The organism is Bacteroides sp. AF34-31BH, assembly GCF_003602795.1.
GTDB lineage: Bacteria > Bacteroidota > Bacteroidia > Bacteroidales > Bacteroidaceae > Bacteroides > Bacteroides uniformis.
Genome location: NZ_QTLV01000003.1, coordinates 420,945 through 443,233 on the forward strand (window position 1 = coordinate 420,945; position 22,289 = coordinate 443,233).

Here is a 22,289-nt window from a genome sequence, read left to right on the forward strand (position 1 = left end):
AAATATGCAAGTATGAATATCGTGGATAGTATCCGTCTGTGGCCTATTCTATATATAGGTAGTCGTAGTGCACTACGGGTTTCTTTCCATGTTTTCCCATTGTTTCCCGTGCCTGGCTGGAGTCACAGTTGGCTTTTCCCACACCGATGGGTTTACCGCCGAAGTCGATAATCCGTACGATGTCGTCCTTCTCGAACTCGCCTATAACGTCAGTGATGCCTACCGGTAGGATGCTTACTGCTTTGTCCGAGAAGAGCAGTTCGGTGGCACAATGATTGATGTGCAGTTCGCCTTTGGCAAACCCTTCGCTGTGCGCAATCCATTTCTTGATGCTCGATACCGGTTCCGGAGACGGAATGAAACGGGTATAGTTTAATTCTTCATTATTCATTATTTTCACGAGGATGTTGTCCCGCTTCCCGTTGGCTATGATTACTGTGATGCCCTCATCCGCCACTTTGCGGGCAATGTTGGTTTTTGTCAGCATGCCGCCGCGTCCGAAGCTGGACTTGGAAGTTTGTATGTAGGAGGAGAGGTCTTTGCCTTGTTCTATTTCACGGATGACTTGAGACTCCGGGTCGGCGGGTGAACCGTTGTAGATGCCGTCTATATTGCTGAGAATGATTAGTGCCTGGGCATCCATCATGGAGGCTATCAGGCCGGACAGCTCATCGTTGTCGGTGAACATCAGTTCGCTCACGGAGATGGTGTCGTTCTCATTGACAATAGGAATGACGCCGTTCTCCAGCATTACGGTCATACAGTTTTTCTGGTTGAGGTAATGGCGGCGGGTGGAAAAGTTCTCTTTCATTGTGAGCACTTGTCCCACGGGGATGCCATGCTCCCGGAACAGCTCGTAGTAGCGGTTGATGAGTTTGGCCTGCCCTACAGCGGAAAAGAGCTGGCGCTGGTCTACGCTGTCCAACTTCTTGGTGGGGCGCACTTCACTACGTCCCGAAGCAACGGCTCCGGAAGAAACAAGTATTATTTCTATGCCGGCCTTGTGCAGCTCGGCTATCTGGTCCACCAAAGCGGACATGCGGGTGACGTCGAGAGTGCCGTCACGACGTGTCAAAACATTGCTGCCTACCTTGACAGCAATTCTATTGAAATCAATCTCCATTTTCTCTCTTTTCGTATTCACGGACTACTTCCATGGCGGCTTCGTAGTCCTTCTCATTGACGAGAACGGAAACATCTACCGCAGTGGCAGGCAGTACAACGTTTACTACCATTCCGTCTTTTGTTACAGCTTCAATATCACTATTTCCCAGCAGGCTCTTTACGAGTTCTGCTTCCCACGGTGAACCGGTGAACACCTCAACGAGTTTGCTTTTGTCTTCTTCTTTCATGATGGTATGAATTTAGAGGTTTCTGTCTTACAAATATAACAAATGTTTTTGTTTTAATGTTTAATGCTGACGAATTTATAGTTCAATCCTCTCAACTCTTATCGATTCATTCAGGAAAGTAGAAGCCGATTCTGTGAATTTCTCCTCCGATTCCGTGGTGCGGTAGACGCATCTTCCACCTTTGGTACATTTTTTGTCCATTTCCGGATGGCGGTGAAGATAGTCTTTCAGGCTGTCTGCCACCAGTTCCCCTTGGGTGACGGTCGTGATGCCGTCGGGCATGTATTGCTGTATCTTGGGCAGCAGCAACGGGAAGTGCGTGCAGCCCAGAATGACGGTGTCTATCTGCGTGTCTTTGGCCAGCAGGTTGCCGATGTTTTTGCGTATGAAGTAGTCAGTACCCTCACCTTGTGCCTCATTGTTTTCTACGAGGGATACCCATAGAGGGCAGGCTTCACCGCTCACTTTGATGTCGGGGAAGAGTTTATGCACTTCCAGCGGATAGGATTCAGACTTGATGGTTCCTGCCGTGGCAAGCACTCCCACATGGCGGCTTTGGGTAATGTTCCCTATGCATTCTACGGTTGGGCGAATTACTCCCAACACACGGCGCATAGGGTCGAGGCGAGGCAAATCATTCATTTGTATGTTGCGCAGAGCTTTTGCCGAAGCTGTATTGCATGCCAGAATGACGAGGTGACAACCCATCTCGAACAGTTTGGTGACTGCCTGCAAGGTGAACTCATAGACAATCTCGAACGAGCGGGTTCCGTAAGGCGCGCGCGCGTTGTCGCCCAGATAAATGTAATCATATTGGGGAAGGGCTTCCCGTATCTTGCTCAGGATGGTCAGTCCGCCATATCCGGAATCGAATATTCCGATGGGACCGGCTGCAGAAGGTAATGTCTGTTTCATGCTTTCTAAAGACTATGTACCATGCAAAGATAATGCAAATTTCTCAGTAATGTATAAAAAATAAGCGCGGATAAAACTATCCGCGCTTGCTCTATCATAGATAATTCTATTATTTAATGCCCAATTGCGTTTTAACTTTGGCAGTTACATCAACGCTCTGTGCTCCTACGAATGGTATCGGGGTACGGGCCAAGTCGAAGATATAGACCACGCCTTCAGCCTTGCCGACAGCCTGGATGGCTTCGTCCAGTTTCTGATAGATGGGAGCCATAGCATCTTGCTGTGCTTTCTGCATACTTTGATAAGCTTCTTGTTGGAACTGCTCTTGGCGTTGAGCCATATCCTGCAGCTCTTTCTGACGTCTTTCTGCAATGTTTTTCGGCAGAGAGTCGGCTTGTGCCAGGAATTCCTGATACTTCTTCTGGAATTCTTCGTTGGTACGCTGCATTTCATCCTGGTATTTTTTAGACATGGCGTCCAAGTCAGCTTGGGCTTTGGTAAATTCAGGCATAACAGCGATTACATCTTGAGAATTCATGTGAGCGAATTTAGCTTGCGCCATAGCTCCCAGTGGGAGGGCGAACATAACTACGAGTAGTGCGATTTTTTTAAGCATAATGTTTATTATTTATTTGAATGATTATTCGTCGGGGGCAAATATAGCGCAAACTGAACGCAATACAAAATAAGCAAGCTTATTTTTAATCTTGAATGCAGTCTATATTCTGAAACAAATGTATGAAATTAATTTGAATATCCCAGTTTTGCAAGTACTTCATTGCTGACGTCAATACTCGGCGAGGCAAAAATGATACTTGATGCGGAAGCACGGTCTACAACTACCGCATATCCGTTCTGTGTCGCAATTTCCTTTACAGCATTGTATATTTCATCTTGAATGGGTTGCATCAGACTTTCACGTTTTTTATACAGTTCGCCTTCCGGACCGAAGTATTTGCGGCGCAGTTCGGCTGCTGATTTCTCTTTAGCGACAATCTCTTCTTCCTTTTTACCTCTCTGTGTTTCAGAAAGGGAAGCAATCTGAGACTGATAGTTCTTGTACAGAGTCTTGGCTTCTTCGGAAATCTTTTCGACTTCACTCTGCCATTGTCTGGAGGCTTGCTCCAGTTGTTCATTGGCACGTTCGTAGGCAGGAATATTTTCCAGGATATATTCCATGTCAATCAAGGCGAACTTCTGTGCATTGGCTGTTATACTTACTGCAAACAGCGTAAAAAGGATCAATAAACTCTTCTTCATAACGATACTGCATTAATTGTCAATTATCAATTGTCCATTGCTTAGAATTCCTGTCCCAGGATGAAGTGGAACTGGCTACCGCCATATTGCGAGGAACCCATTATTTTGTCGAAACCGTAAGCCCAGTCGATACCCATCATACCAATCATCGGGAGGAAGATGCGGACACCGACACCGGCTGAACGTTTCAATTCGAACGGGTTGAACTTATTGACATCATGCCATGCATTACCGGCTTCCACAAACGTTAACGCATAAATACTGGTACTTGTTTCGAGCATCAAAGGATATCTTAATTCCAGTCCGAGACGTGTATAGGCATAACCTTCAGAACCGTATGGAGTCAATGAGCTGTTCTCATAACCACGGAGGGCGATACTTTCTGTAGCATAGCTGGAGTAGCCGGTCATACCGTCACCACCCACGTCAAACGTTTCGAACGGAGACTTTTTGTATTTGTTGTAGTGTCCCAGCAAACCGAATTCTACACGTCCCATCAGCACCGGAGTACGTTTGACGGTAATCGGGTCCATCAACGGGATGTAGACTTTGGATTTGAATTTCCACTTGTGGTATTCAATCCACTTGTGCATCTTGTTCATGTCTTCCTGGCTGCTGGTGCTGTACTTGCTGTAATCGGTACCGTCGAACAGAGAGAAAGGCGGTGTGATTTGTGCAGACAACGAGAACTCGGAACCTTGGCGCGGATAAATCGGGTTGTCGATAGAGCTACGGGACAAGGTCAGGTTGAGGCTGAGGTTATTACACTTACCGTTGGTAACCGGGAAGTACTGCCAGTCACTCAGAACATAACGTTGGTAAGACAACTCGGCTGTGAACTGGAAGTAGTCATCCGGCCACTTCAAGCGCTTACCGAACATCACAGCAAGACCATACATCTGGATAGATTTGTCCGGGTCGTAATAATTCTCGTAGTTGTTGTAATTGCCGTAGTTGTACATACCGTAGCCATACATACCACTATAATAGCTGTTGTAATAGCTGTTCATGTAGGCCGAATTGTAATAACGGCTACTGATGTCGGTCTGGCGGGAATAGAAAGCCGATACGGAGAACGCATTCGGGCGTTTACCGCCAAACCACGGGTCGTAGAATGAAACGCTGTATGACTGATAGTATTTGGCATTGGTCTGTCCGCTGATGGTCAATGTCTGACCGTCACCTTGCGGGAGGATACCGCGGTAGTTCTCACCCGGATGCAGCAGGTTGGACAGAGAGAAATTGGTGAACTTCAGACTTAACTTACCGATAATACCCGTTTGTCCCCAACCGGCGGAGAACTCTACCTGGTCGTTGGCTTTGGATACAAGGTCATAACCGATGTCTACCGTGCCGTCTTCCGGTCTCGGCTGGATGTCGGGCTGGATTTGTTCGGGGTCGAAGTGTCCCATCTGCTGGATTTCACGCATGGAACGCATCAGGTCTTCACGGCTGAAGAGTTCGCCCGGACGGGTACGGAGTTCACGGCGTACTACGTTTTCATACAAACGGTCGTTACCGTTGATGCTGACTTTATTGATGGTAGCCTGGCGGCCTTCGTAGATACGCATTTCCAGGTCGATGGAGTCGCCCACGATGTTTACTTCCACCGGTTCGAGGCTGTAGAACAGATAACCGTTGTTGTAGTAAAGGTTACCGATGGCATCGTCATCGGTCATTGTACGCTCTTCAAGTAACTTTTGGTTGTAGACATCACCCTTCTTCATCTGGAGGAGGAAGTTCAGTTGTTCGGAAGGATACAGTGTGTTACCTACCCAGGTTACATTGCGGAGATAGTATTTCTGTCCTTCCTCAATCTGCATGAAGATGTCTACCGTGCGGTCATCGTAGGGCTTGATACTGTCTGTCACGATGATGGCGTCACGATAACCCAGTTCGTTGTATTTGTCGATAATCAGCTGTTTGTCCGCTTCGTAGTTGTCCTCAATGAATTTCTTGGTGCGGAACAGATTGAGCAACTTGCCCTTTTCGTTTGTTTTCTTCATCACACGCTTCAGCTTCTTGGTCGTGAGGGCCTCGTTGCCTACAATGGTGATTTGATGTACTTTCACTTTCTCCTTCTTGTCGATGTCGATGTTGACAATCACTTCATTCTTCTTTTCCGGATCATCACGTTGGGTGATGATTACATCTGCATTCTTGAAGCCCTTGTCGTCAAAATAGCGCTTTATCAAGGTCTTGGCGCGGTCCACCAGATTAGGTGTAATCTGACCGCCCTTTATCATGCCGATTCTGCTTTCCAGGTCTTCACGCTCTGACTTCTTCACACCGTTGTAGCGTATGTCGGAAACACGCGGACGCATGGTCAGATGAATGGTCAGCCAAATTTGGTCGCCTTCAATCTTGTCTGCTGTAATTTCCACGTCAGAGAACAGACCGTGGCGCCAGTAGCGCTTACAAGCTTGTGTAATCTCGTCACCCGGCACGGTGATAGTCTGCCCTTTGGATAGTCCGGACAATCCGACAATTACATAATCCTCATAGTTCTGGGCTCCTTCGACCTTAATGTCGGCTATTTCATACTTCTTGGGTGTTCCCGAATAGAGTATAACCGGCTTTTCGGTTTCATCGGTGTTGTTTACGTCCTGTGCTGCTGTTGTCAGTGCGCAGCCGAAAAGGCAGACAAACGTTACGAGTATGGAGAAAATACGATAGTGCATCTTTTTATTTACTATTTTACAATTTACTATTTACTATTTGTGTGTCCGGTGATTAATTGATTTGCTCGCTGGTCTTGCCGAACCTGCGTTCGCGTTTCTGATAGTCACATATGGCTTTGCGTAGCTCCTCTTCACGGAAGTCGGGCCAATAGGTATCACAGAAATAAAGTTCCGAATAGGCGCATTGCCAGAGCATGTAGTTACTGAGGCGGAGCTCTCCTCCGGTACGTATCAGCAGGTCGGGGTCGGGCATGAAGTGGGTTGTCAGATGACGGGATATGAGCTCACTGTCGATTTGTTCGGGTTTCAGCTCACCTTTCTGTACCAGGTCGGCTATTTGCCGGGCAGCTTCCGTTATTTCCCAGCGGGAAGAGTAGCTCAATGCCAGTACCAGGCACATTCCCGTGTTGTGGGAGGTGTGTGCCACGCAAGTGTTGAGCCGTTGCTGTACGTTGGCAGGCAGTTTTTCAATATCTCCTATTACCCGGAAACTGATATTGTTCTTCATGAACGTCTCTTCCTCTATGGAGTCGAAGAGCAGTCCCATCAAGGCGGCTACCTCGTCCGACGGACGATTCCAGTTCTCGGTAGAGAACGTATATAAAGTAAGGTATCTGACTCCTAATTTAGCGGCTTCCTCTGCAATGACGTGCACAGTCTCTGCGCCGGCCTGATGTCCATAGCTGCGTTCGTGTCCACGCTGCTTGGCCCACCGTCCGTTACCGTCCATGATAATCGCCACGTGCTGGGGTATCCGGTTTAGATCGATTTCTTCCTTATATGACATCATTATTATTGTATTTCGAAGCCCAATCTGTTAAGACGTCCGCGCCATACTTCATTTTTGGTGCCGTTGCCGCCGAATATCACCCAAATGAAGTCCCGTTTGTCTGCCGGGGCCACAGTTTTGTCTTTCGTCGGTTCCACTATAATGGAGTACGCGCCTTTCCCTTTGAATTCCTGGGGTAGCAGGAACTTGGTTTCTGTCTTGCTCCACGCAATGCCTGTGATGGAGTTGTAGATGGCGTCAAGTTCTCCTCCAAAGCAATAGAACATGTCGCCATAGTACATAATGGCAGGGTTGACCATGCCGGGACAAGATGTGTCGTACACCGTGTTAGCCAGGCTTGCCCAGCCTTTGCCGTCCAATGAGAACCAGGGTATTGTCTCTTGTTCGTTGGCCAGCGGCATTCCTGCCAGAACCACCTTCTCTACACCATTGCCGGTGTTGGTCTGGGTGGTGGATATGTTTTCGGTAGGGAATCCTGCCGGGACTTCCTCAAGGGTAAGGTTGTCAGCCGTGTTTTCCGCTTCCCAATTCTTTCCGTCTTTACAGATGTTGAAATATTGCTTTCCGTTGATTTCCACAATACCCGAGAGCCGGTCGGAGAAACCATTGATGAGGACTATGACATTGTCTCCCAATGTAGTGACTTCTGTCCAGGCGCCGCCGTTGGTAGAGCTGAATACTCTTTTGCTTTCTGTAACCATATAGAGCGCATTGTTATACTCTACGGCAGATGTCAGCTTTACGTCTGAGGGGAGGTTGCTGACATTGACTTTACTCCAGTTGTATTTATCGGGCGCAGTCGATGTCTTGTAAGCAGTACTGTTGGAAGTGTAGACAAATAGTTCGTCTCCCAGTACAACCGCTTTTTGCTGACCTAAATTGATGGTATTGGAGAATATATTCCCCCTTTTCTGCATGTCTGTCCATACGAGTGAGTCCGGGTCTTGCAGGTGTACATTAACTTTCAATTTATATTCGCGGACTGTAACACCGTCGGCGGCATGTGCTTTGAACAGCATGCCGGCATCGTTGTTCATGGCGGGTCTCAAATCCACGGAGTCCGACATGACGAATACCGTGTCGGTAGGCGAGCCTGAAGTTATCCAACCGGTAACGGTCATAGTATCAATCAGAATACGGTCAATGATGGTATCTGAACCTACGGGCAATGAATCTCTGTTATAGATGAGCCTATTGAGCTGGTCAATTGTAAATTTGTAATGTTTGCCATGTATGGTATCGATACCAAAAGCATGTATAGTAGCATCGGAGCTGAATTCATAATTGTCGTCAGAGTCAAGGCATGAACTTAGAGCAAATGACACAATAAGAAAACTCACAATTACTGATAGAAACTTTATTCTCATTTTGAAAGTTAGTGTTTATTTACAAGTTGCAAAAATAGGAACATTTTTTTCTATAAACAGCTTTACGGGGAAGTTTTATATAAAATTATAGATAATATCCCCCTTTTTCTCGATAAAAAAGCCCTGAAATGAGGCTATTGACTGTTTCTTGAGGCCGTATAATGGCGAAAACTCCTGCCGAAAGAATACTCTGTTGCAAATGGATATCCGTCACTGATTTCGGGTGCTTTGACGCCGGAATGAAGAAGGTGCGGAGCTTCTTCCACAAAGATTTCGTCCCACAATCCGGCATCAATGAAGGATTGGAGCGTTTGGCTGCCACCCTCTACCAAAAGGGATTGTAATCCGCGTGTATACAGCATTTCCATGATTTCGGGGAGTATATTCTGCCGGTAGTCGCTGACTGGCAGATATTCTACATTCGGTAGCGGAGCGTGCGGGATTTCTGTAAAAACGAGGGTCGGCACGCTACCGTCAAATAGGTGAAGGCTGGGGGATAGCTTTTGTTGCCGGTCCAGCACGATACGTACCGGTGAACGACCATACCAATGGCGGACATTCAGGCCGGGATTGTCCAGTTCAGCCGTACGGGTACCTACTAATATGGCACTGTGCTCTGCCCGTTTCTTGTGTACCAGCATCGAAGTCAGCGGGCTGGAGAGGATAACCGGTTTACCGTCCGTGCGGGAGTAATCGATATATCTGTCAGAAGATTCCGCCCATTTTAGGGTGATGTAGGGGCGTCGCAAAGTATGGAAAGTGATGAACCTGCGGATGAGCTGCCGACATTCTGTTTCCAGCACTCCGACAATAACTTCACGTCCGGCATCCTTCAGTTTCTGTATGCCTCGGCCCGCAACCTTAGAAAAAGGGTCCCGGCACCCGATGACGATGCGTGGAATCTGCTTCTCGATGATGAGGTCTGCACAAGGAGGAGTTTTGCCATAGTGCGAACACGGTTCCAGGCTGACATAGATGGTGGAACGTTCCAGCAGGGACGTGTCTTTCACGGAACGGATGGCGTTGACCTCGGCGTGGGCTTCTCCACAGCGCACATGGTATCCCTCGCCTATGATTTTCCCGTCACATACTATTACCGCTCCCACCATCGGGTTGGGTGCTGTATTGCATAGCCCGTTTTGTGCCAGTTGGATACATCGCAGCATATATTTCTCTTCTTCTGAATTCATATCCTTGCTTGTCTTTTGGTTGAATAATCAAAATTAATGATTACTTTTGCAGCCCGAATAAAACCGGACTCCGAATGAATGTAACCGTTTCACATATCCGCAGTGCTTTGCAGGAGTGCTATCCTCCCCGGGAGGCAGCCAATCTTTCCCGTATTGTCTGCTGTGAAATGTTAGGTCAGAGTCATATTGACTATTACCTGGGCAAAGATATGATTTTATCTCCAAAGGATGAAAAGGAATTGGAAAGCATTCTTTTCCGTCTGTGCAATTTTGAGCCCATACAGTATGTGCAGGGTACTGCCCGTTTCCTGGGACGTACTTTTCGGGTGGCTCCGGGGGTGCTTATTCCCCGTCCCGAAACGGAAGAACTGGTGGAGAGGATGCTGGAGGAAGTCGCTCCGGCTTCCCGTATTCTCGACATTGGCACTGGAAGTGGGTGTATTGCCGTCACTTTGTCTAAAGAGTTGCCGGAAGCGGAAGTAACTGCTTGGGACATTTCCGGAGAAGCTCTTGCCATAGCCGGCGACAATAACCGCCTTTTGCAGACCTCCGTACAATTTGTACAGCGTGATGTCCTGACGTATCAACCGACTGAGGATGAGTACTTTGATGTAATCGTCAGTAATCCGCCTTATGTTACGGAAACAGAAAAGAAGGACATGGAGCCAAATGTCTTGAACTGGGAACCTTCGGGAGCTTTGTTTGTTCCAGACAGCGACCCGCTCCGTTTCTATCGGCGCATAGGTGAACTGGGACGGAGCATGCTGACGGCCGGCGGCCGACTCTATTTTGAAATCAACCGGGCATTTGGAGAGGCTGTCGCTTCGATGCTTCGCAAGCAAGGCTATACGAATGTCCGTATCCGAAAAGATATTTCCGGCAACGACCGGTACGTAATTGCAGAACGATGATAGAAATAACTGAAACTGAAGCTTTGAACAGAGTGGCGGCATATTGCTCCACTGCCGAGCATTGCCGGGCGGAGATTGCGGAGAAACTGCAACGCTGGGGCATTGCCTATGATGCCATAGACCGTATCATCAACCGTCTGGAACAAGAGAAGTACATTGATGAAGAGCGCTTCTGCCGTGCTTTCATCAACGACAAATACCGTTTTGCCAAATGGGGCAAGATGAAGATAGGGCAGGCGCTCCAGTTGAAAAAGATATCTTCATCTGTCTATTGGCCCTATTTGAACGAGATTGATGAGGAGGAATACCACGCCGTCTTGCAGAAACTGCTGGCGGCAAAGCGTAAAAGCGTCCGTGCCGAAAGTGAGTATGAGTTGAATGGCAAACTGGTGCGTTTTGCCTTGAGCAGGGGGTTCGAAATGAAGGATATATGTCGTTGCATAGAGGTTTCTGAGGAAAATGACTACTCCGAATGAAAATTATCGGCTTTCTCTTTTTTATTCTCATTCTGTTTCCGTATTTTTGTGCCATATTTATCATATATAGATTAGTTTTGCTATGAAAACTTTAGAAAGATTGTTTGCAGAGAAGTTGCTGAAGATAAAAGCGATTAAACTACAACCGGCTAACCCGTTCACTTGGGCATCCGGATGGAAGTCTCCGTTTTATTGTGATAACCGCAAAACCCTTTCTTATCCTTCTCTCCGTAATTTCGTAAAGATTGAAATTACGCGTCTGATTTTGGAACGTTTCGGACAGGTGGATGCCATTGCCGGTGTGGCAACGGGAGCTATCCCGCAAGGTGCCTTGGTGGCCGATGCATTGAACTTGCCGTTTGTATATGTACGCTCCACTCCGAAAGACCATGGACTGGAGAATTTGATTGAAGGTGAACTTCGTCCCGGTATGAAGGTGGTAGTCGTGGAAGATTTGATTTCTACGGGTGGAAGCAGTTTAAAGGCTGTAGAAGCTATCCGCCGTGACGGATGTGAGGTCATCGGTATGGTGGCTGCCTATACTTATGGTTTCCCGGTTGCCGAAAAGGCTTTCAAGGATGCCAAGGTGCCTTTGGTGACGCTGACCAATTACGAGGCTGTGATGGAAGTGGCACTGCGTACGGGCTATATCGAGGAAGAAGATGTGGAGACTCTGAATGAATGGCGTAAAGACCCTGCACATTGGGAATCTGGAAAATAAGAACTTATTTGTAAAAATGTTAATATGGATAAAAGAGCCATTCGGATAGATTCTGTCCGGATAGTTCTTTTTTCTTTTTGAATACGATTGATTATGACGAAATTTGAGAGTGGAGTGAAAGTTGTACCGGCTTCACAAGAAGCTGTTTATGAAAAGCTTTCCGACCTGAGCAATCTGGAGAAGGTGAAAGACCGTTTGCCTGAAGACAAAGTGAAGAACTTGAGTTTTGATGCGGAGAGCATGACGATAGAGGTGGCTCCCGTAGGAAAGATTACGTTGCAGATTGTGGAGAAGGAACCTTGCAAGTGTATCAAGTTTGCAACAACCACTTCACCGCTGCCCTTCAATCTGTGGATACAGATTGTACCCGTCACCGAAACCGAATGTAAAATGAAACTGACCATCGGCATGGATATAAATCCGTTTATGAAGGCCATGGTGCAGAAACCCTTGCAGGAAGGATTGGAGAAGATGGCAGATATGTTGGCGATGATACAATATTAATCACTAACCATTAATCATTAGAAACAACGTGGCTCAGAAACTTTGGGAAAAATCCGTTCAGGTAAATAAGGATATCGAACGCTTCACGGTAGGCCGTGACCGTGAAATGGACCTTTATTTAGCAAAGCACGATGTGCTGGGTTCCATGGCGCACATCACGATGCTCGAAAGCATTGGCTTGTTGACGAAGGAAGAACTGCGGCAATTGCTGGCCGAATTGAAGGAAATCTATGCGATGGCCGAGCGTGGAGAATTTGTGATAGAAGAGGGAGTGGAAGACGTTCACTCACAAGTGGAACTTATGCTGACGCGCAACTTGGGTGATATAGGTAAGAAAATACACAGCGGACGTTCGCGCAACGACCAGGTGTTGCTCGATTTGAAGCTCTTTACCCGTGCAGAGATAAAGGAAGTGGCGGAGGCTGTGGAACAATTGTTCCATGTGCTGGTTATGCAGAGCGAACGCTACAAGGATGTACTGATGCCGGGTTATACACACTTGCAGATAGCCATGCCGTCTTCTTTCGGACTTTGGTTTGGGGCATACGCCGAGAGCCTGGTGGACGATATGATGTTCCTTCAGGCAGCTTTCAAGATGTGCAACCGCAATCCTTTGGGTTCTGCTGCGGGATACGGTTCCTCGTTCCCGCTGAACCGTACGATGACTACCCGTCTTTTGGGATTTGATTCCCTCAACTACAACGTAGTGTATGCCCAGATGGGGCGTGGCAAGATGGAGCGTAATGTAGCTTTCGCCCTTGCCAGTGTGGCCGGAACCATATCGAAATTGGCTTTTGACGCATGTATGTTCAACAGTCAGAACTTCGGTTTTGTGAAGCTGCCGGACGATTGCACTACCGGCTCCAGCATCATGCCTCACAAGAAGAACCCGGACGTCTTTGAACTGACGCGTGCCAAGTGCAACAAACTGCAATCCCTTCCCCAGCAGATTATGATGATAGCCAACAATCTTCCTTCCGGCTATTTCCGTGACTTGCAGATTATCAAAGAGGTCTTCCTGCCTGCTTTTCAGGAACTGAAAGACTGTCTGCAGATGACGACTTACATTATGAACGAAATCAAGGTGAACGAACATATTCTTGATGATGACAAGTATCTGCTTATTTTCAGTGTGGAGGAAGTCAACCGCTTGGCACGTGAAGGGATGCCTTTCCGCGATGCCTACAAGAAGGTGGGACTGGATATTGAAGCCGGAAACTTCTCGCACAGCAAAGAGGTACATCATACCCATGAAGGCAGTATCGGAAACCTTTGTAACGATGAAGTCTCTGCCCTGATGCAGAAAGTGGTAGATGGTTTCAATTTTGAGACCATGCAAGCTGCAGAGAAAGAGTTGCTGGGCAGGTAAAAGGTTCTGCGGGTTCAAGTCCCGCTGCGAGTACTGTACTTTTATAAAAAAAAATTTGGCAGAAACGGGAAAACTGTTTATCTTTGCACCCGTTCTCCAAATGCGGAAATAGCTCAGTTGGTAGAGCATAACCTTGCCAAGGTTAGGGTCGCGAGTTCGAGTCTCGTTTTCCGCTCTCTTTTCCCTTTTTAGGATGCTCGAATGGTGGAATGGTAGACACGAAGGACTTAAAATCCTTTGGCCATTGCGGCTGTGCGGGTTCAAGTCCCGCTTAGAGTACTCGATTAAGCTCTGTGAATCATTGATTTGCAGAGCTTTTTCTTTATAGGAATTATTCTGGTTTATGCTTGCATTAATACGGATTTAAACGGGAATTATACTATTGAGTTAAACCAAGAGTTAAACCAAGAGTTAAACCAAGAGTTAAACCGAAATTGTAATGAAAGCTACAGCTAACGTATTGTGTTACAAGTCTAAAGTTCTTAGTAATGGTGAGCATCCTCTCATGCTTCGTGTTTGTATGAGTGGTAAGAAGAAGTATGTAAGCCTTGGCATCTCTGTAAAATCTCAGTATTGGGACTTTGAGAAGAACAAACCTAAGCGTAATTGCCCTAATCGTGAGCGGATATTAAAGGTTATTAATGAGCAGGAACAGAGGTATTCAGAACAGATACTTGAATTTAGTACAGAGCAGCGAGAGTATTCGCTTGCTACACTAATTGAGGCTACTACTACCACTCAGAAAGTTAAGACTGTTGGTGATTTGTTTAATGAGTATATAGCACAATTGAAGCTGGAAGGCAGGTTGGGGTATGCACTTTCTGTACAGCAGGTATATAATTCACTATACAAGTATAAGGGGCATCTGGATATTTACTTCTCTGAGATAGATGTGAATTGGCTAAAATCGTATGAAGTATGGTTGAGATGTTCTAAGTTGGCAGATAATACCATTGGTATTCGTTTCAGAACGCTACGAGCGGTTTATAATTTGGCTTTGACTGAGGGATTGGTAAAGCCAGACTGCTATCCGTTTAAGAAGTATAAGGTGTCTAAATTGCATAAAGAGACGGCTAAACGGGCGATAACCAAAGAACAGATGAAGCAGGTAATAGAATATGATACATCAGGGGGACGTTTCTATAAAAGATTGGCAGTTGATATGTTTACGTTCTCTTACCTAATGGGTGGTATAAACTTTACTGATATGGCATGTTTAACAGGTAAGAATATTGAAGGGGAACGTTTGGTTTATGTCCGTCAGAAGACAAAGAAGTTGATAATGTTACCATTGCAAGAGAAAGCTATAGAAATAATGAACCGTTATCGTTCCCCACAGCGTAGATATATATTCCCTATATTGGATAATAGAGAGCGTTCTCCACGTCAGATAAGGAATCGAATTTATGATGTGTTGGCCAATGTGAATGGGTATTTAGAGGATATTGGGAAGGAGTTGGGTATTGAGTTGAAGATTTCCAGTTACGTCGCTCGTCATTCTTATGCTACTGTATTGAAGCGTGCAGGAGTATCAACGTCTGTTATCTGTGAGTCTTTAGGGCATAGTTCAGAACGAGTGACACAGATATATCTTGATAGTTTTGAGAATGCTCAATTAGATGATGCAATGAAGCATTTACTCTAATTTATAATGCCGCTCTGTTGCATAATGGAGTGGCATTGTTTATCTTTACGGCGTTAAATGGATATAATATGAAGGAGAAGATAACAAGATATAGTAATGTTGATGCCCACAATGCAATTAAGCAACTGATGCTTAGAGGTGAAAGGTTGGTTGTGAGGTTCTTCAGCGAGAATACCCAATATCTCCCATGTGCATTGGTTGGAACGGATAATGTCAAGGCATTCAAGTATGTAATATACCAAAACAGTTTTGATTGGTTGATGGGCTATCTTATGTGCGGCAAGTCCTATATGGAGGATATAGACGCAAAGCCCATAATGACAGTTGAGGAAGCCGAACATATACAAGACTTCCAATTTCATGTATTGGAGATGTTCATACGGAGTGAGATTTCACTTCAATTCACACCTCTGTTCCTTGATAGAAGTAGTTATATTACCGGTATTGCTCCATTTGATTATGGTAAGGTACTCTTCAAGTTCTATAGGAAGCAGGAACTTATAGACTATTTAAGAGAACATGGTATAACGATATGATGGAAAGCCTGCCTCCTATTCAAGTCAGTTCTCCCGACCAGTATCTTACCGATGTGTTGGAACAGATACCCACTGATATTATCCTATATAAGACCATAACCGGACTTGGTGCGACCTATAGTGAGTTGAAGGCTGCCAGACATTCCATCGTCATAGAGCCGAATGTCCCGGTAATTAAGGGTAAGTGCAAATCGCCCAAACATAAGAACGATAATTTATTTGGAATATATGAAGGGATAACTCTGGAGAATGTCATTAAGTACATCCAATCCAGTAAAGGGAAATGGCTTAAGATACTCACAACTCCCGAAAGTTTCCCTAAGGTCAAGGACGCATTTCTGGAAGTAGGTATAAGCATGTACGATACATGCTTTTGTCTAATAGATGAAGCGCACAAGGCAGTTAAGGATGTGGATTACAGAACTAATATAGTTCTGCCTATGGATGACTTCTTCCAGTTCAAAGGCAAGGCACTGGTATCTGCCACTCCCCTAAAGTTCAGTGACCCACGTTTTGAAGAGTACGGTTTCAAGACCTTGAAGATAGAGCCGACATACGATTGCTCCAAACTGGTGAATATAAAGCCATGCAATAACGTGATAATGGAATTAAGGGATGTGATTAGTCTGTTCCCAGCACTGACTGATTGGAGCGAGGACAAATCCTATTTCATATTTACAAACTCCATAGACCTTATCTATTCTATAATGACCCGGCTGAAAGTATTGGATAGGTCTTCCGTCTTCTGTGCTCCCAAGAGTATGGATAAATTGAGGCAGAACAAGTTTATCCGGTGTTATGACGAATGGGATAAGGACAATATGAGGCAATACAACTTCTTCACGAGCCGCTTCTTCAATGCCTTTGATATAGAATTGGATGTTAAGCCCTATCTTATGATGGTTACTGATGTGTATTTTGCAGAGCAGACCGCACTTGACCCTTTCTCCGATGTAATCCAGATTATAGGTCGGTTCAGAAATGGGGTCACTTCAATCGAGCATATCACCAATGTGAACTATGACCTGCCCCAACGGAGTGAGGAAGAGCTTTGCAGCTTTATGGATACGAGTGAGAATGTGTATGAGACACTGCGTAAGTTCTATGATGCAGCCCCCAATAAAGGGGCAAGGGAAGCCTATAGGGCTGCAATGGAAAGTCTACCGTTTAATAGGATGCTTGATAGGAACGGACATAAGAACTGGTTCGCCATTGATAATTATGTAAATGATGCGCTCGTTATCGGATATTACCATGATAACAAGTCTCTGCATGCAGCCTATCTCCAACATGATGATATACTGAATGCCCTCATGTGGGTTACTAATTATCACTTCGTGGATGATGAAAGCTTTAAAGTCCGACGGGAATTGAAGGCTATGAGCGTCAAGGACAAGAGGAAGGCTATCGTAAAGGAGTTGCAACTTTTAGGAAATTGTTACTCTGAGCAGGAGCGTGAGTTCAAAGCTGAACTGAGGAAGGCAGACCCCTTCATAGTGAAAGCTTATGAAATGTTGGGTGCGGACGGAATTGAGGAGCTTGACTATTCCTATACCAAAATTAAGGAACGTATGGTTATTGTGCAATATCTTGCAGAGGCTAAAGGTACGGAAGTCATCCAGTTGATTAAGAACTCTTTCAAGGTTGGAAGGAAGTATAGGCTTGATTATATAAAGAAGGAACTTATACGTATCTTTGATTTGTTAAGAGTAACCCCACCCAATAAGATTACGGCACAGACTATCAATCAATACTTCAATACCCAGAACGCCTGGATTAAGAAAGAGAAAGCCCTATTGCTTGTAAGTGAGAAGATATAGCTGGACCATTCAACCTTTTTAGGCTGGATATTTGTATTATATGCCCGGAATGCTAAAAGGTTGAATATACGCCATTGCCCGATAATCCAGATACCGACGTTTGGAATATTGGGCTTTATTCTACATTGTAAACAGTTCTTTCAATGTGCGGCATTATGGTTAGTTACTATCTGAATAGTTTACTACCTTTGTGCTACTTCAATGGAAATATATCCAGATACCCCTACACCAATCCAGATTACTTAATAAAATCAATCTATCCAAATTCCAATAATTACAATGGAAGAATTCACGTATGAAGAAATCAGAGCTAAGGCTTTGAAGCAAGGAGTTAAAGATAATATATTCCAAGTCGGCATGTGGGCGCAATTCAACGGTTACATGAAATGTAAGCGTAGAAGGAAGGGCAAGGTTTACACCATATATGTGGCGTTGCGGAGGTTGGCTTACTGAACACTACAGAATTATAACAAGGACATTGACCAACCAGAATTTAATTGCCGACCTATATCTGCGGTAAACTGGAGGTATAAAGTTGTGGGAAACTGGAGGGATGACTTGCGGTAAACTGGAGACCTATTCACTACCTAACTCACTACCTTAATTACACTACTTATGTTAGTACGCAACGCTTCGCATTGCTTTACAAATGATGGAATGGCGATAGCGAGTAATAGGGCTGCTGACAAGTCGTGTTATCCTATGCAGGCAAGCAGATACAACCATTACTAATTAATAAATCCAAATAACGGTATGATAATACATGTACCAACAAAGACAGCTTTTAATAACAGACGTGAAGCAAAGGAGTTCTTTGGAGCGGCATACTTCTGTAAGATGCTGAGAGAAGGTAAAGATATTCTATTCATTAATGACGCACACATTGCTTTCAATGGAACAATATACAGTACTGACAAAGGGAATAACGGAGATAGACGGTAATAATAAATTTACGGCTACATTAGTATATGCCTATATAAAATCAAGAGAGAACTATGAATTAAATGTTACCAGCAGGCTCACTTATCCTAATATTGCCAAGAATATAAAGGTGGCAGAAGGAACAGTCGAGAATATTGTACCTGCATTAATCTCCAAGGGGGCGCTATTCACTAAAGTAGATGGGAGGACTATGCCAGATGAGAAAGGAGAGATACATACGCATAATACATACTACTTTGCCTCAAGCTATCCCAATTACTTCTACATCAATAATGCCTTTTTTAGTGAAGACATAAGCAGTGGCATTGCAAGCATCAAGGAAGCCAACAAGGTCAAAGGTCTGTTACTCCAATTAAAAGCCGTATGTATAAATGAGACCAATAAATATATCAGCAGACAACCTTATAAAGGTGGAGTAAATATCAGTGAACTGTCAAGACTGCTTAAAACCGACAGAGATACTCTGACCAGGTTACTGAAACTTGCTGTAGAACTTAAACAAGTGAAGTATATACCCAAAGGCATACTGATTACCAACAGGCATATCATACCGGATTATATAGTGGCACATAATAATAGGCAAGGCAAGCCTCTATTGACATCGGTATATCATACAATCTATAACTGGTGTCTTGATAATGGGATTATTCCTCCGGATAGGAATGACACAATACATAAAGTGGGCAATAAAGTGAAAAGGAGCAATGAGATACTATCCAGAATAGCCGCCAAATTTAATGTGACCAATGAGGATATTGTAAAGTTGGCAGATGCCAATCATGTAAGTGTCAATGTGTATCTACAGAATGCAATAGAGACCGAACAGCCCCTCATTCATTGTTACCTCCCTTATGTGCTAAGCCGGAGACTTGTTACCAAACCGGAATACATGACGTTGGAATATATAGCAAGTACATTGAATATACCGCCAGTTGACAGTGAGGATGAAGATAACCCCATAATCATGTTATAAGTATTGTCACAATACGACCTTTTAATAGGATATATTTCCATTATATACCCCAACTCAAATTAGGTAGTTTCCAAACAACACCCCCTCCCTTCCAGATACGGGAAGTGTTTCCATATAAGGTACAGAGCCATATAGAGTGGAATTACTGGCAGTAGAGAAAAATGGCTGGCATGTATATCCATATCTGGTGTATGTCTCAAGCGCTTCTTTACTGTTACTCCTAACTACCCTCACCGTATCTTTAGGGGAAATGAACACCAGATGCGAAATCACCTTCCAGCCCCGAACGCTTGAAATTCTGTAACAGCCATTACGGGCAAATACAGATTTATTACAGAAATACACATGCGTGCAAGGCTGGGAGGCTTTTTGTTTCTGGCTATCATTCCCTTTCAATTCAATCATTACTAACCAATAAATTATCGCTTATGGAAGATTTAAAGGCAATTCTGACGGTTGGTGCAATACTCGTTGTACCGTTCATTGCAGCACCGCAGGCAATGTTTGCCATAGTGCTGTACATTATCGTTTATATGGCGTTCAGATGGAGGAATTTCTAATTATCAACTTAATAATTTACAGATTATGGAAGCATTACAGATTATGCCAGTCATGGCACAGAGAAGGAACAGCAATTTAGGCGAATTTGCAGAGGATGCAACGGTTGTAACGGACGATACAAAGGGGAAACGACCTCTGTTCATAGAGGCTAATACAGTTGAAGCGACCTTACAGCATTTGAGGGACGACTGTATAATTCCAGTATTCGCCAAAGACAACGAGGCTACACTGTCGCACGTCTCGTTCATTGAAACGGTGCAGGATGCAGCTAATACATTCTTTAACGGTGAACGGATAGGGCAGCCGGATATAAGGGTGTCACACGTTATCAAAGGTCGTATTCCAGAAGCAATACATAAGCCTGCCAATCAATTATTAGAGAGTGACAAGACCATTTATTACGAGCGTTGCGCTTTCGTGATTGAAATACCTACCATCTACGAGACGGTGAACGGTAATAGGCTGACCCTTACTGTAGGTGGGGTTAGGGCTTATAACCATACCAATCTGTACAGTAAAAAGGGTGCAGAACGGTTTAAGGTATTCATAGGCTTCATTTGTAATGTCTGCACCAATTTATGTGTATCAACAGACGGTTATCTTACTTGTTTGGAAGTAACCAATACCAACGAATTATATCGTGCCGTATTGGAAATGTTCAACAAGTACGACCCTGCCAAGCACATACATCTGATGCAGACACTTGGCAATACCAGTATGACAGAACATCAATTCTGCCAGTTACTTGGGAGAATGAGGCTTTACCCACTGTTACCGCAAGGCTATCAGAAAGCTATCCCCAGAATGCTGCTTACTGACACACAGATAAACAGTGTAGCCAAAGCATATATCAATGACGATAACTTTGGCAGTTTTGGCAGTGACCTATCCATGTGGAAGTTCTACAACCTGCTTACTGGCAGCAACAAGAGCAGCTACATAGACAGCTTTCTGGATAGAGCCTACAACGCTACAGAACTTGCAACGGGTATTGCATCCGCTCTGCATGGTGATGAAAGATACAGTTGGTTTCTTTCTTAGCTGTATCTGGAATTATACTCTATTACTGATTTCTCAAAACTGGAGATTATGCTACGGAATTTATTCTACGTGTTACTGGCGACTTTGGTATTCTTCATTGCAATGACATTATTCCCACTTATAGCAGTGGGATATATCCTGCTGCTGGGCTACGCCATTACTAAGGGGTAATATGATGAAATGGGCATCCTATAGTTGGGGTGTCCATTTTTTATTCCACAGCTCCCTTATACAAGGAGTTGAAATCTCCGAAACACTGGACAGCCGCAGGAACTCATAAGACGGGAATCATTCAATTGTGCAATCCGGTCCTTGTCTTATTATATTCACTTTGATAATAAGTGAATGTTCCTTTGGTTATCAGTAAGTTGGATATTCCAACTTAAAAATGATATTCACTTTTATTCATTTCATTATAAGACTGAACGTTATGAGTTTAAAATATTCAAGCACTACAGCAGATTATCTGCAATGGAGCGAAGCAATGAACTTGATAAGAAAACTGGCTAAAGATGGAAATTACAGAATTTCCCTTCTTGTAGCTCTGGGCTGTTTTACTGGCTTAAGAATATCTGACATTCTGGCTTTACGCTGGAAGCAGATATTAAATGCGGAGGAATTTACCGTTATCGAAATCAAGACGGGAAAGCAAAGGACTGTGAGAATTAACATGCAGCTACAGAAGCATATCTGTGACTGCTACAAGCATATCAGTCCTATAGGCATAGACGCGCCTATATTGGTAAGCCGGAAAGGTACGGTCTATTCCATACAGAGGATAAATGTAATCCTCAAAGAGGTTAAAAGGAAGTATAGGCTGCATATAGGCAACTTCTCATGCCACAGCCTTAGAAAGACTTTCGGCAGGCAGGTCTATAACATGAACAGCGAGAGTTCGGAGTTGGCATTAGTAAAACTTATGGAACTGTTCAATCACAGTTCTGTAGCCATTACTAAGAGATACTTGGGATTAAGGCAGGAAGAACTACTTAATACCTATGACTGCCTTAGCTTTTGATTACTGGCGGTTGCGCTCACCAATTATTAAGAATGGAGCGGAACTGCCTTTTAAGCCTACAATTCAAGTTGGGAGTAAATTTATAAAATTCTACTTATATAGACCTTTTACAAATTTGCTCCTAACCTTGATTTATGGAGTAGGAATGCCTTTCTGCATTTAATAAACAATAAGTTCTTGCCAATCAAACGTAAATTCGTAACTTTGCAGCAATTCT

22 protein-coding genes and 2 tRNA genes are annotated in these 22,289 nt (G+C 44.5%); 15 read left to right on the forward strand and 9 right to left on the reverse strand.

Going from position 1 to position 22,289, the window contains the following annotated elements:
- Nucleotides 1-43 precede the first annotated feature (43 nt).
- From proB to ribD, 9 genes are all read right to left on the reverse strand, one after another.
- Nucleotides 44-1,123, reverse strand: coding sequence for a glutamate 5-kinase (gene proB, locus DWZ67_RS07755; RefSeq protein WP_035449862.1), 1,080 nt, complete (start codon nucleotides 1,121-1,123; stop codon nucleotides 44-46).
- Complete coding sequence (locus DWZ67_RS07760; RefSeq protein WP_005825154.1) at nucleotides 1,113-1,352, reverse strand: DUF2007-related protein; 240 nt, start codon at nucleotides 1,350-1,352, stop codon at nucleotides 1,113-1,115. Before DWZ67_RS07760 ends, proB begins: the two co-directional genes overlap by 11 nt.
- Before the next feature lie 75 nt (nucleotides 1,353-1,427).
- The gene (gene murI, locus DWZ67_RS07765) at nucleotides 1,428-2,267 is read right to left on the reverse strand and encodes a glutamate racemase (protein ID WP_005825152.1); all 840 of its coding nucleotides are present in this window, start codon (nucleotides 2,265-2,267) and stop codon (nucleotides 1,428-1,430) included.
- Nucleotides 2,268-2,376: 109 nt separating this feature from the next.
- On the reverse strand, nucleotides 2,377-2,883 hold the full coding sequence (locus tag DWZ67_RS07770) for an OmpH family outer membrane protein (RefSeq protein ID WP_005825151.1): 507 nt from the start codon (nucleotides 2,881-2,883) through the stop codon (nucleotides 2,377-2,379).
- A gap of 128 nt (nucleotides 2,884-3,011) precedes the next feature.
- Entirely contained in the window at nucleotides 3,012-3,527 is a 516-nt protein-coding gene (locus DWZ67_RS07775) for an OmpH family outer membrane protein (RefSeq protein WP_044468779.1), read from the reverse strand.
- Between the two features lie 41 nt (nucleotides 3,528-3,568).
- A complete protein-coding gene (bamA, locus tag DWZ67_RS07780; RefSeq protein ID WP_005825149.1) occupies nucleotides 3,569-6,208 on the reverse strand; it encodes an outer membrane protein assembly factor BamA in 2,640 nt (879 codons plus the stop codon).
- A 52-nt stretch (nucleotides 6,209-6,260) separates the two neighbouring features.
- Entirely contained in the window at nucleotides 6,261-6,995 is a 735-nt protein-coding gene (locus DWZ67_RS07785) for an isoprenyl transferase (RefSeq protein ID WP_005834753.1), read from the reverse strand.
- A gap of 5 nt (nucleotides 6,996-7,000) precedes the next feature.
- On the reverse strand, nucleotides 7,001-8,365 hold the full coding sequence (locus DWZ67_RS07790; RefSeq protein WP_005834755.1) for a DUF6242 domain-containing protein: 1,365 nt from the start codon (nucleotides 8,363-8,365) through the stop codon (nucleotides 7,001-7,003).
- A 134-nt stretch (nucleotides 8,366-8,499) separates the two neighbouring features.
- Complete coding sequence (gene ribD / locus DWZ67_RS07795) at nucleotides 8,500-9,555, reverse strand: bifunctional diaminohydroxyphosphoribosylaminopyrimidine deaminase/5-amino-6-(5-phosphoribosylamino)uracil reductase RibD (protein WP_120138515.1); 1,056 nt, start codon at nucleotides 9,553-9,555, stop codon at nucleotides 8,500-8,502.
- A gap of 74 nt (nucleotides 9,556-9,629) precedes the next feature.
- Here ribD and prmC point away from each other — a divergent pair, with 74 nt between their 5' ends.
- The 15 genes from prmC to DWZ67_RS07860 all read left to right on the forward strand — a co-directional run bounded on the left by prmC (nucleotide 9,630) and on the right by DWZ67_RS07860 (nucleotide 22,072).
- Nucleotides 9,630-10,466: a peptide chain release factor N(5)-glutamine methyltransferase gene (gene prmC, locus DWZ67_RS07800; protein ID WP_120138517.1), complete on the forward strand. Its 837-nt coding sequence runs from the start codon at nucleotides 9,630-9,632 to the stop codon at nucleotides 10,464-10,466.
- A complete protein-coding gene (locus tag DWZ67_RS07805; protein ID WP_005825143.1) occupies nucleotides 10,463-10,942 on the forward strand; it encodes a regulatory protein RecX in 480 nt (159 codons plus the stop codon). The genes prmC and DWZ67_RS07805 overlap by 4 nt, the downstream gene beginning before the upstream one ends.
- 82 nt (nucleotides 10,943-11,024) lie before the next feature.
- Nucleotides 11,025-11,663 (forward strand): orotate phosphoribosyltransferase, encoded by a 639-nt coding sequence (gene pyrE / locus DWZ67_RS07810; protein WP_005825142.1) that lies wholly within the window; start codon nucleotides 11,025-11,027, stop codon nucleotides 11,661-11,663.
- Between the two features lie 93 nt (nucleotides 11,664-11,756).
- Nucleotides 11,757-12,167: an SRPBCC family protein gene (locus DWZ67_RS07815; RefSeq protein WP_117958816.1), complete on the forward strand. Its 411-nt coding sequence runs from the start codon at nucleotides 11,757-11,759 to the stop codon at nucleotides 12,165-12,167.
- Nucleotides 12,168-12,195: 28 nt separating this feature from the next.
- On the forward strand, nucleotides 12,196-13,536 hold the full coding sequence (gene argH, locus DWZ67_RS07820; RefSeq protein WP_009037779.1) for an argininosuccinate lyase: 1,341 nt from the start codon (nucleotides 12,196-12,198) through the stop codon (nucleotides 13,534-13,536).
- 102 nt (nucleotides 13,537-13,638) lie between these two features.
- Nucleotides 13,639-13,711: transfer RNA gene (locus DWZ67_RS07825), tRNA-Gly, on the forward strand.
- 20 nt (nucleotides 13,712-13,731) lie between these two features.
- Nucleotides 13,732-13,815, forward strand: a tRNA-Leu gene (locus tag DWZ67_RS07830).
- A 160-nt stretch (nucleotides 13,816-13,975) separates the two neighbouring features.
- A complete protein-coding gene (locus tag DWZ67_RS07835; RefSeq protein ID WP_117866032.1) occupies nucleotides 13,976-15,181 on the forward strand; it encodes a site-specific integrase in 1,206 nt (401 codons plus the stop codon).
- Between the two features lie 68 nt (nucleotides 15,182-15,249).
- Nucleotides 15,250-15,717 carry a hypothetical protein gene (locus DWZ67_RS07840; RefSeq protein WP_057256158.1) on the forward strand — a complete coding sequence of 156 codons (468 nt, stop codon included), beginning with the start codon at nucleotides 15,250-15,252 and terminating at the stop codon, nucleotides 15,715-15,717.
- Nucleotides 15,714-17,537, forward strand: coding sequence for a DEAD/DEAH box helicase family protein (locus tag DWZ67_RS07845; protein WP_309401840.1), 1,824 nt, complete (start codon nucleotides 15,714-15,716; stop codon nucleotides 17,535-17,537). The genes DWZ67_RS07840 and DWZ67_RS07845 overlap by 4 nt, the downstream gene beginning before the upstream one ends.
- Nucleotides 17,538-17,816: 279 nt before the next feature.
- Nucleotides 17,817-17,990 carry a hypothetical protein gene (locus DWZ67_RS20070; RefSeq protein ID WP_165852462.1) on the forward strand — a complete coding sequence of 58 codons (174 nt, stop codon included), beginning with the start codon at nucleotides 17,817-17,819 and terminating at the stop codon, nucleotides 17,988-17,990.
- 439 nt (nucleotides 17,991-18,429) lie between these two features.
- Entirely contained in the window at nucleotides 18,430-19,452 is a 1,023-nt protein-coding gene (locus DWZ67_RS07850) for a hypothetical protein (protein WP_133302938.1), read from the forward strand.
- A gap of 585 nt (nucleotides 19,453-20,037) precedes the next feature.
- Nucleotides 20,038-21,054, forward strand: a complete 1,017-nt coding sequence (locus DWZ67_RS07855; RefSeq protein ID WP_120138522.1) for a DUF3871 family protein — start codon at nucleotides 20,038-20,040, stop codon at nucleotides 21,052-21,054.
- Between the two features lie 48 nt (nucleotides 21,055-21,102).
- On the forward strand, nucleotides 21,103-21,225 hold the full coding sequence (locus DWZ67_RS20585) for a hypothetical protein (RefSeq protein ID WP_262697300.1): 123 nt from the start codon (nucleotides 21,103-21,105) through the stop codon (nucleotides 21,223-21,225).
- Between the two features lie 259 nt (nucleotides 21,226-21,484).
- Nucleotides 21,485-22,072 (forward strand): tyrosine-type recombinase/integrase, encoded by a 588-nt coding sequence (locus DWZ67_RS07860; protein WP_120138524.1) that lies wholly within the window; start codon nucleotides 21,485-21,487, stop codon nucleotides 22,070-22,072.
- The last annotated feature ends 217 nt before the right edge of the window (nucleotides 22,073-22,289 follow it).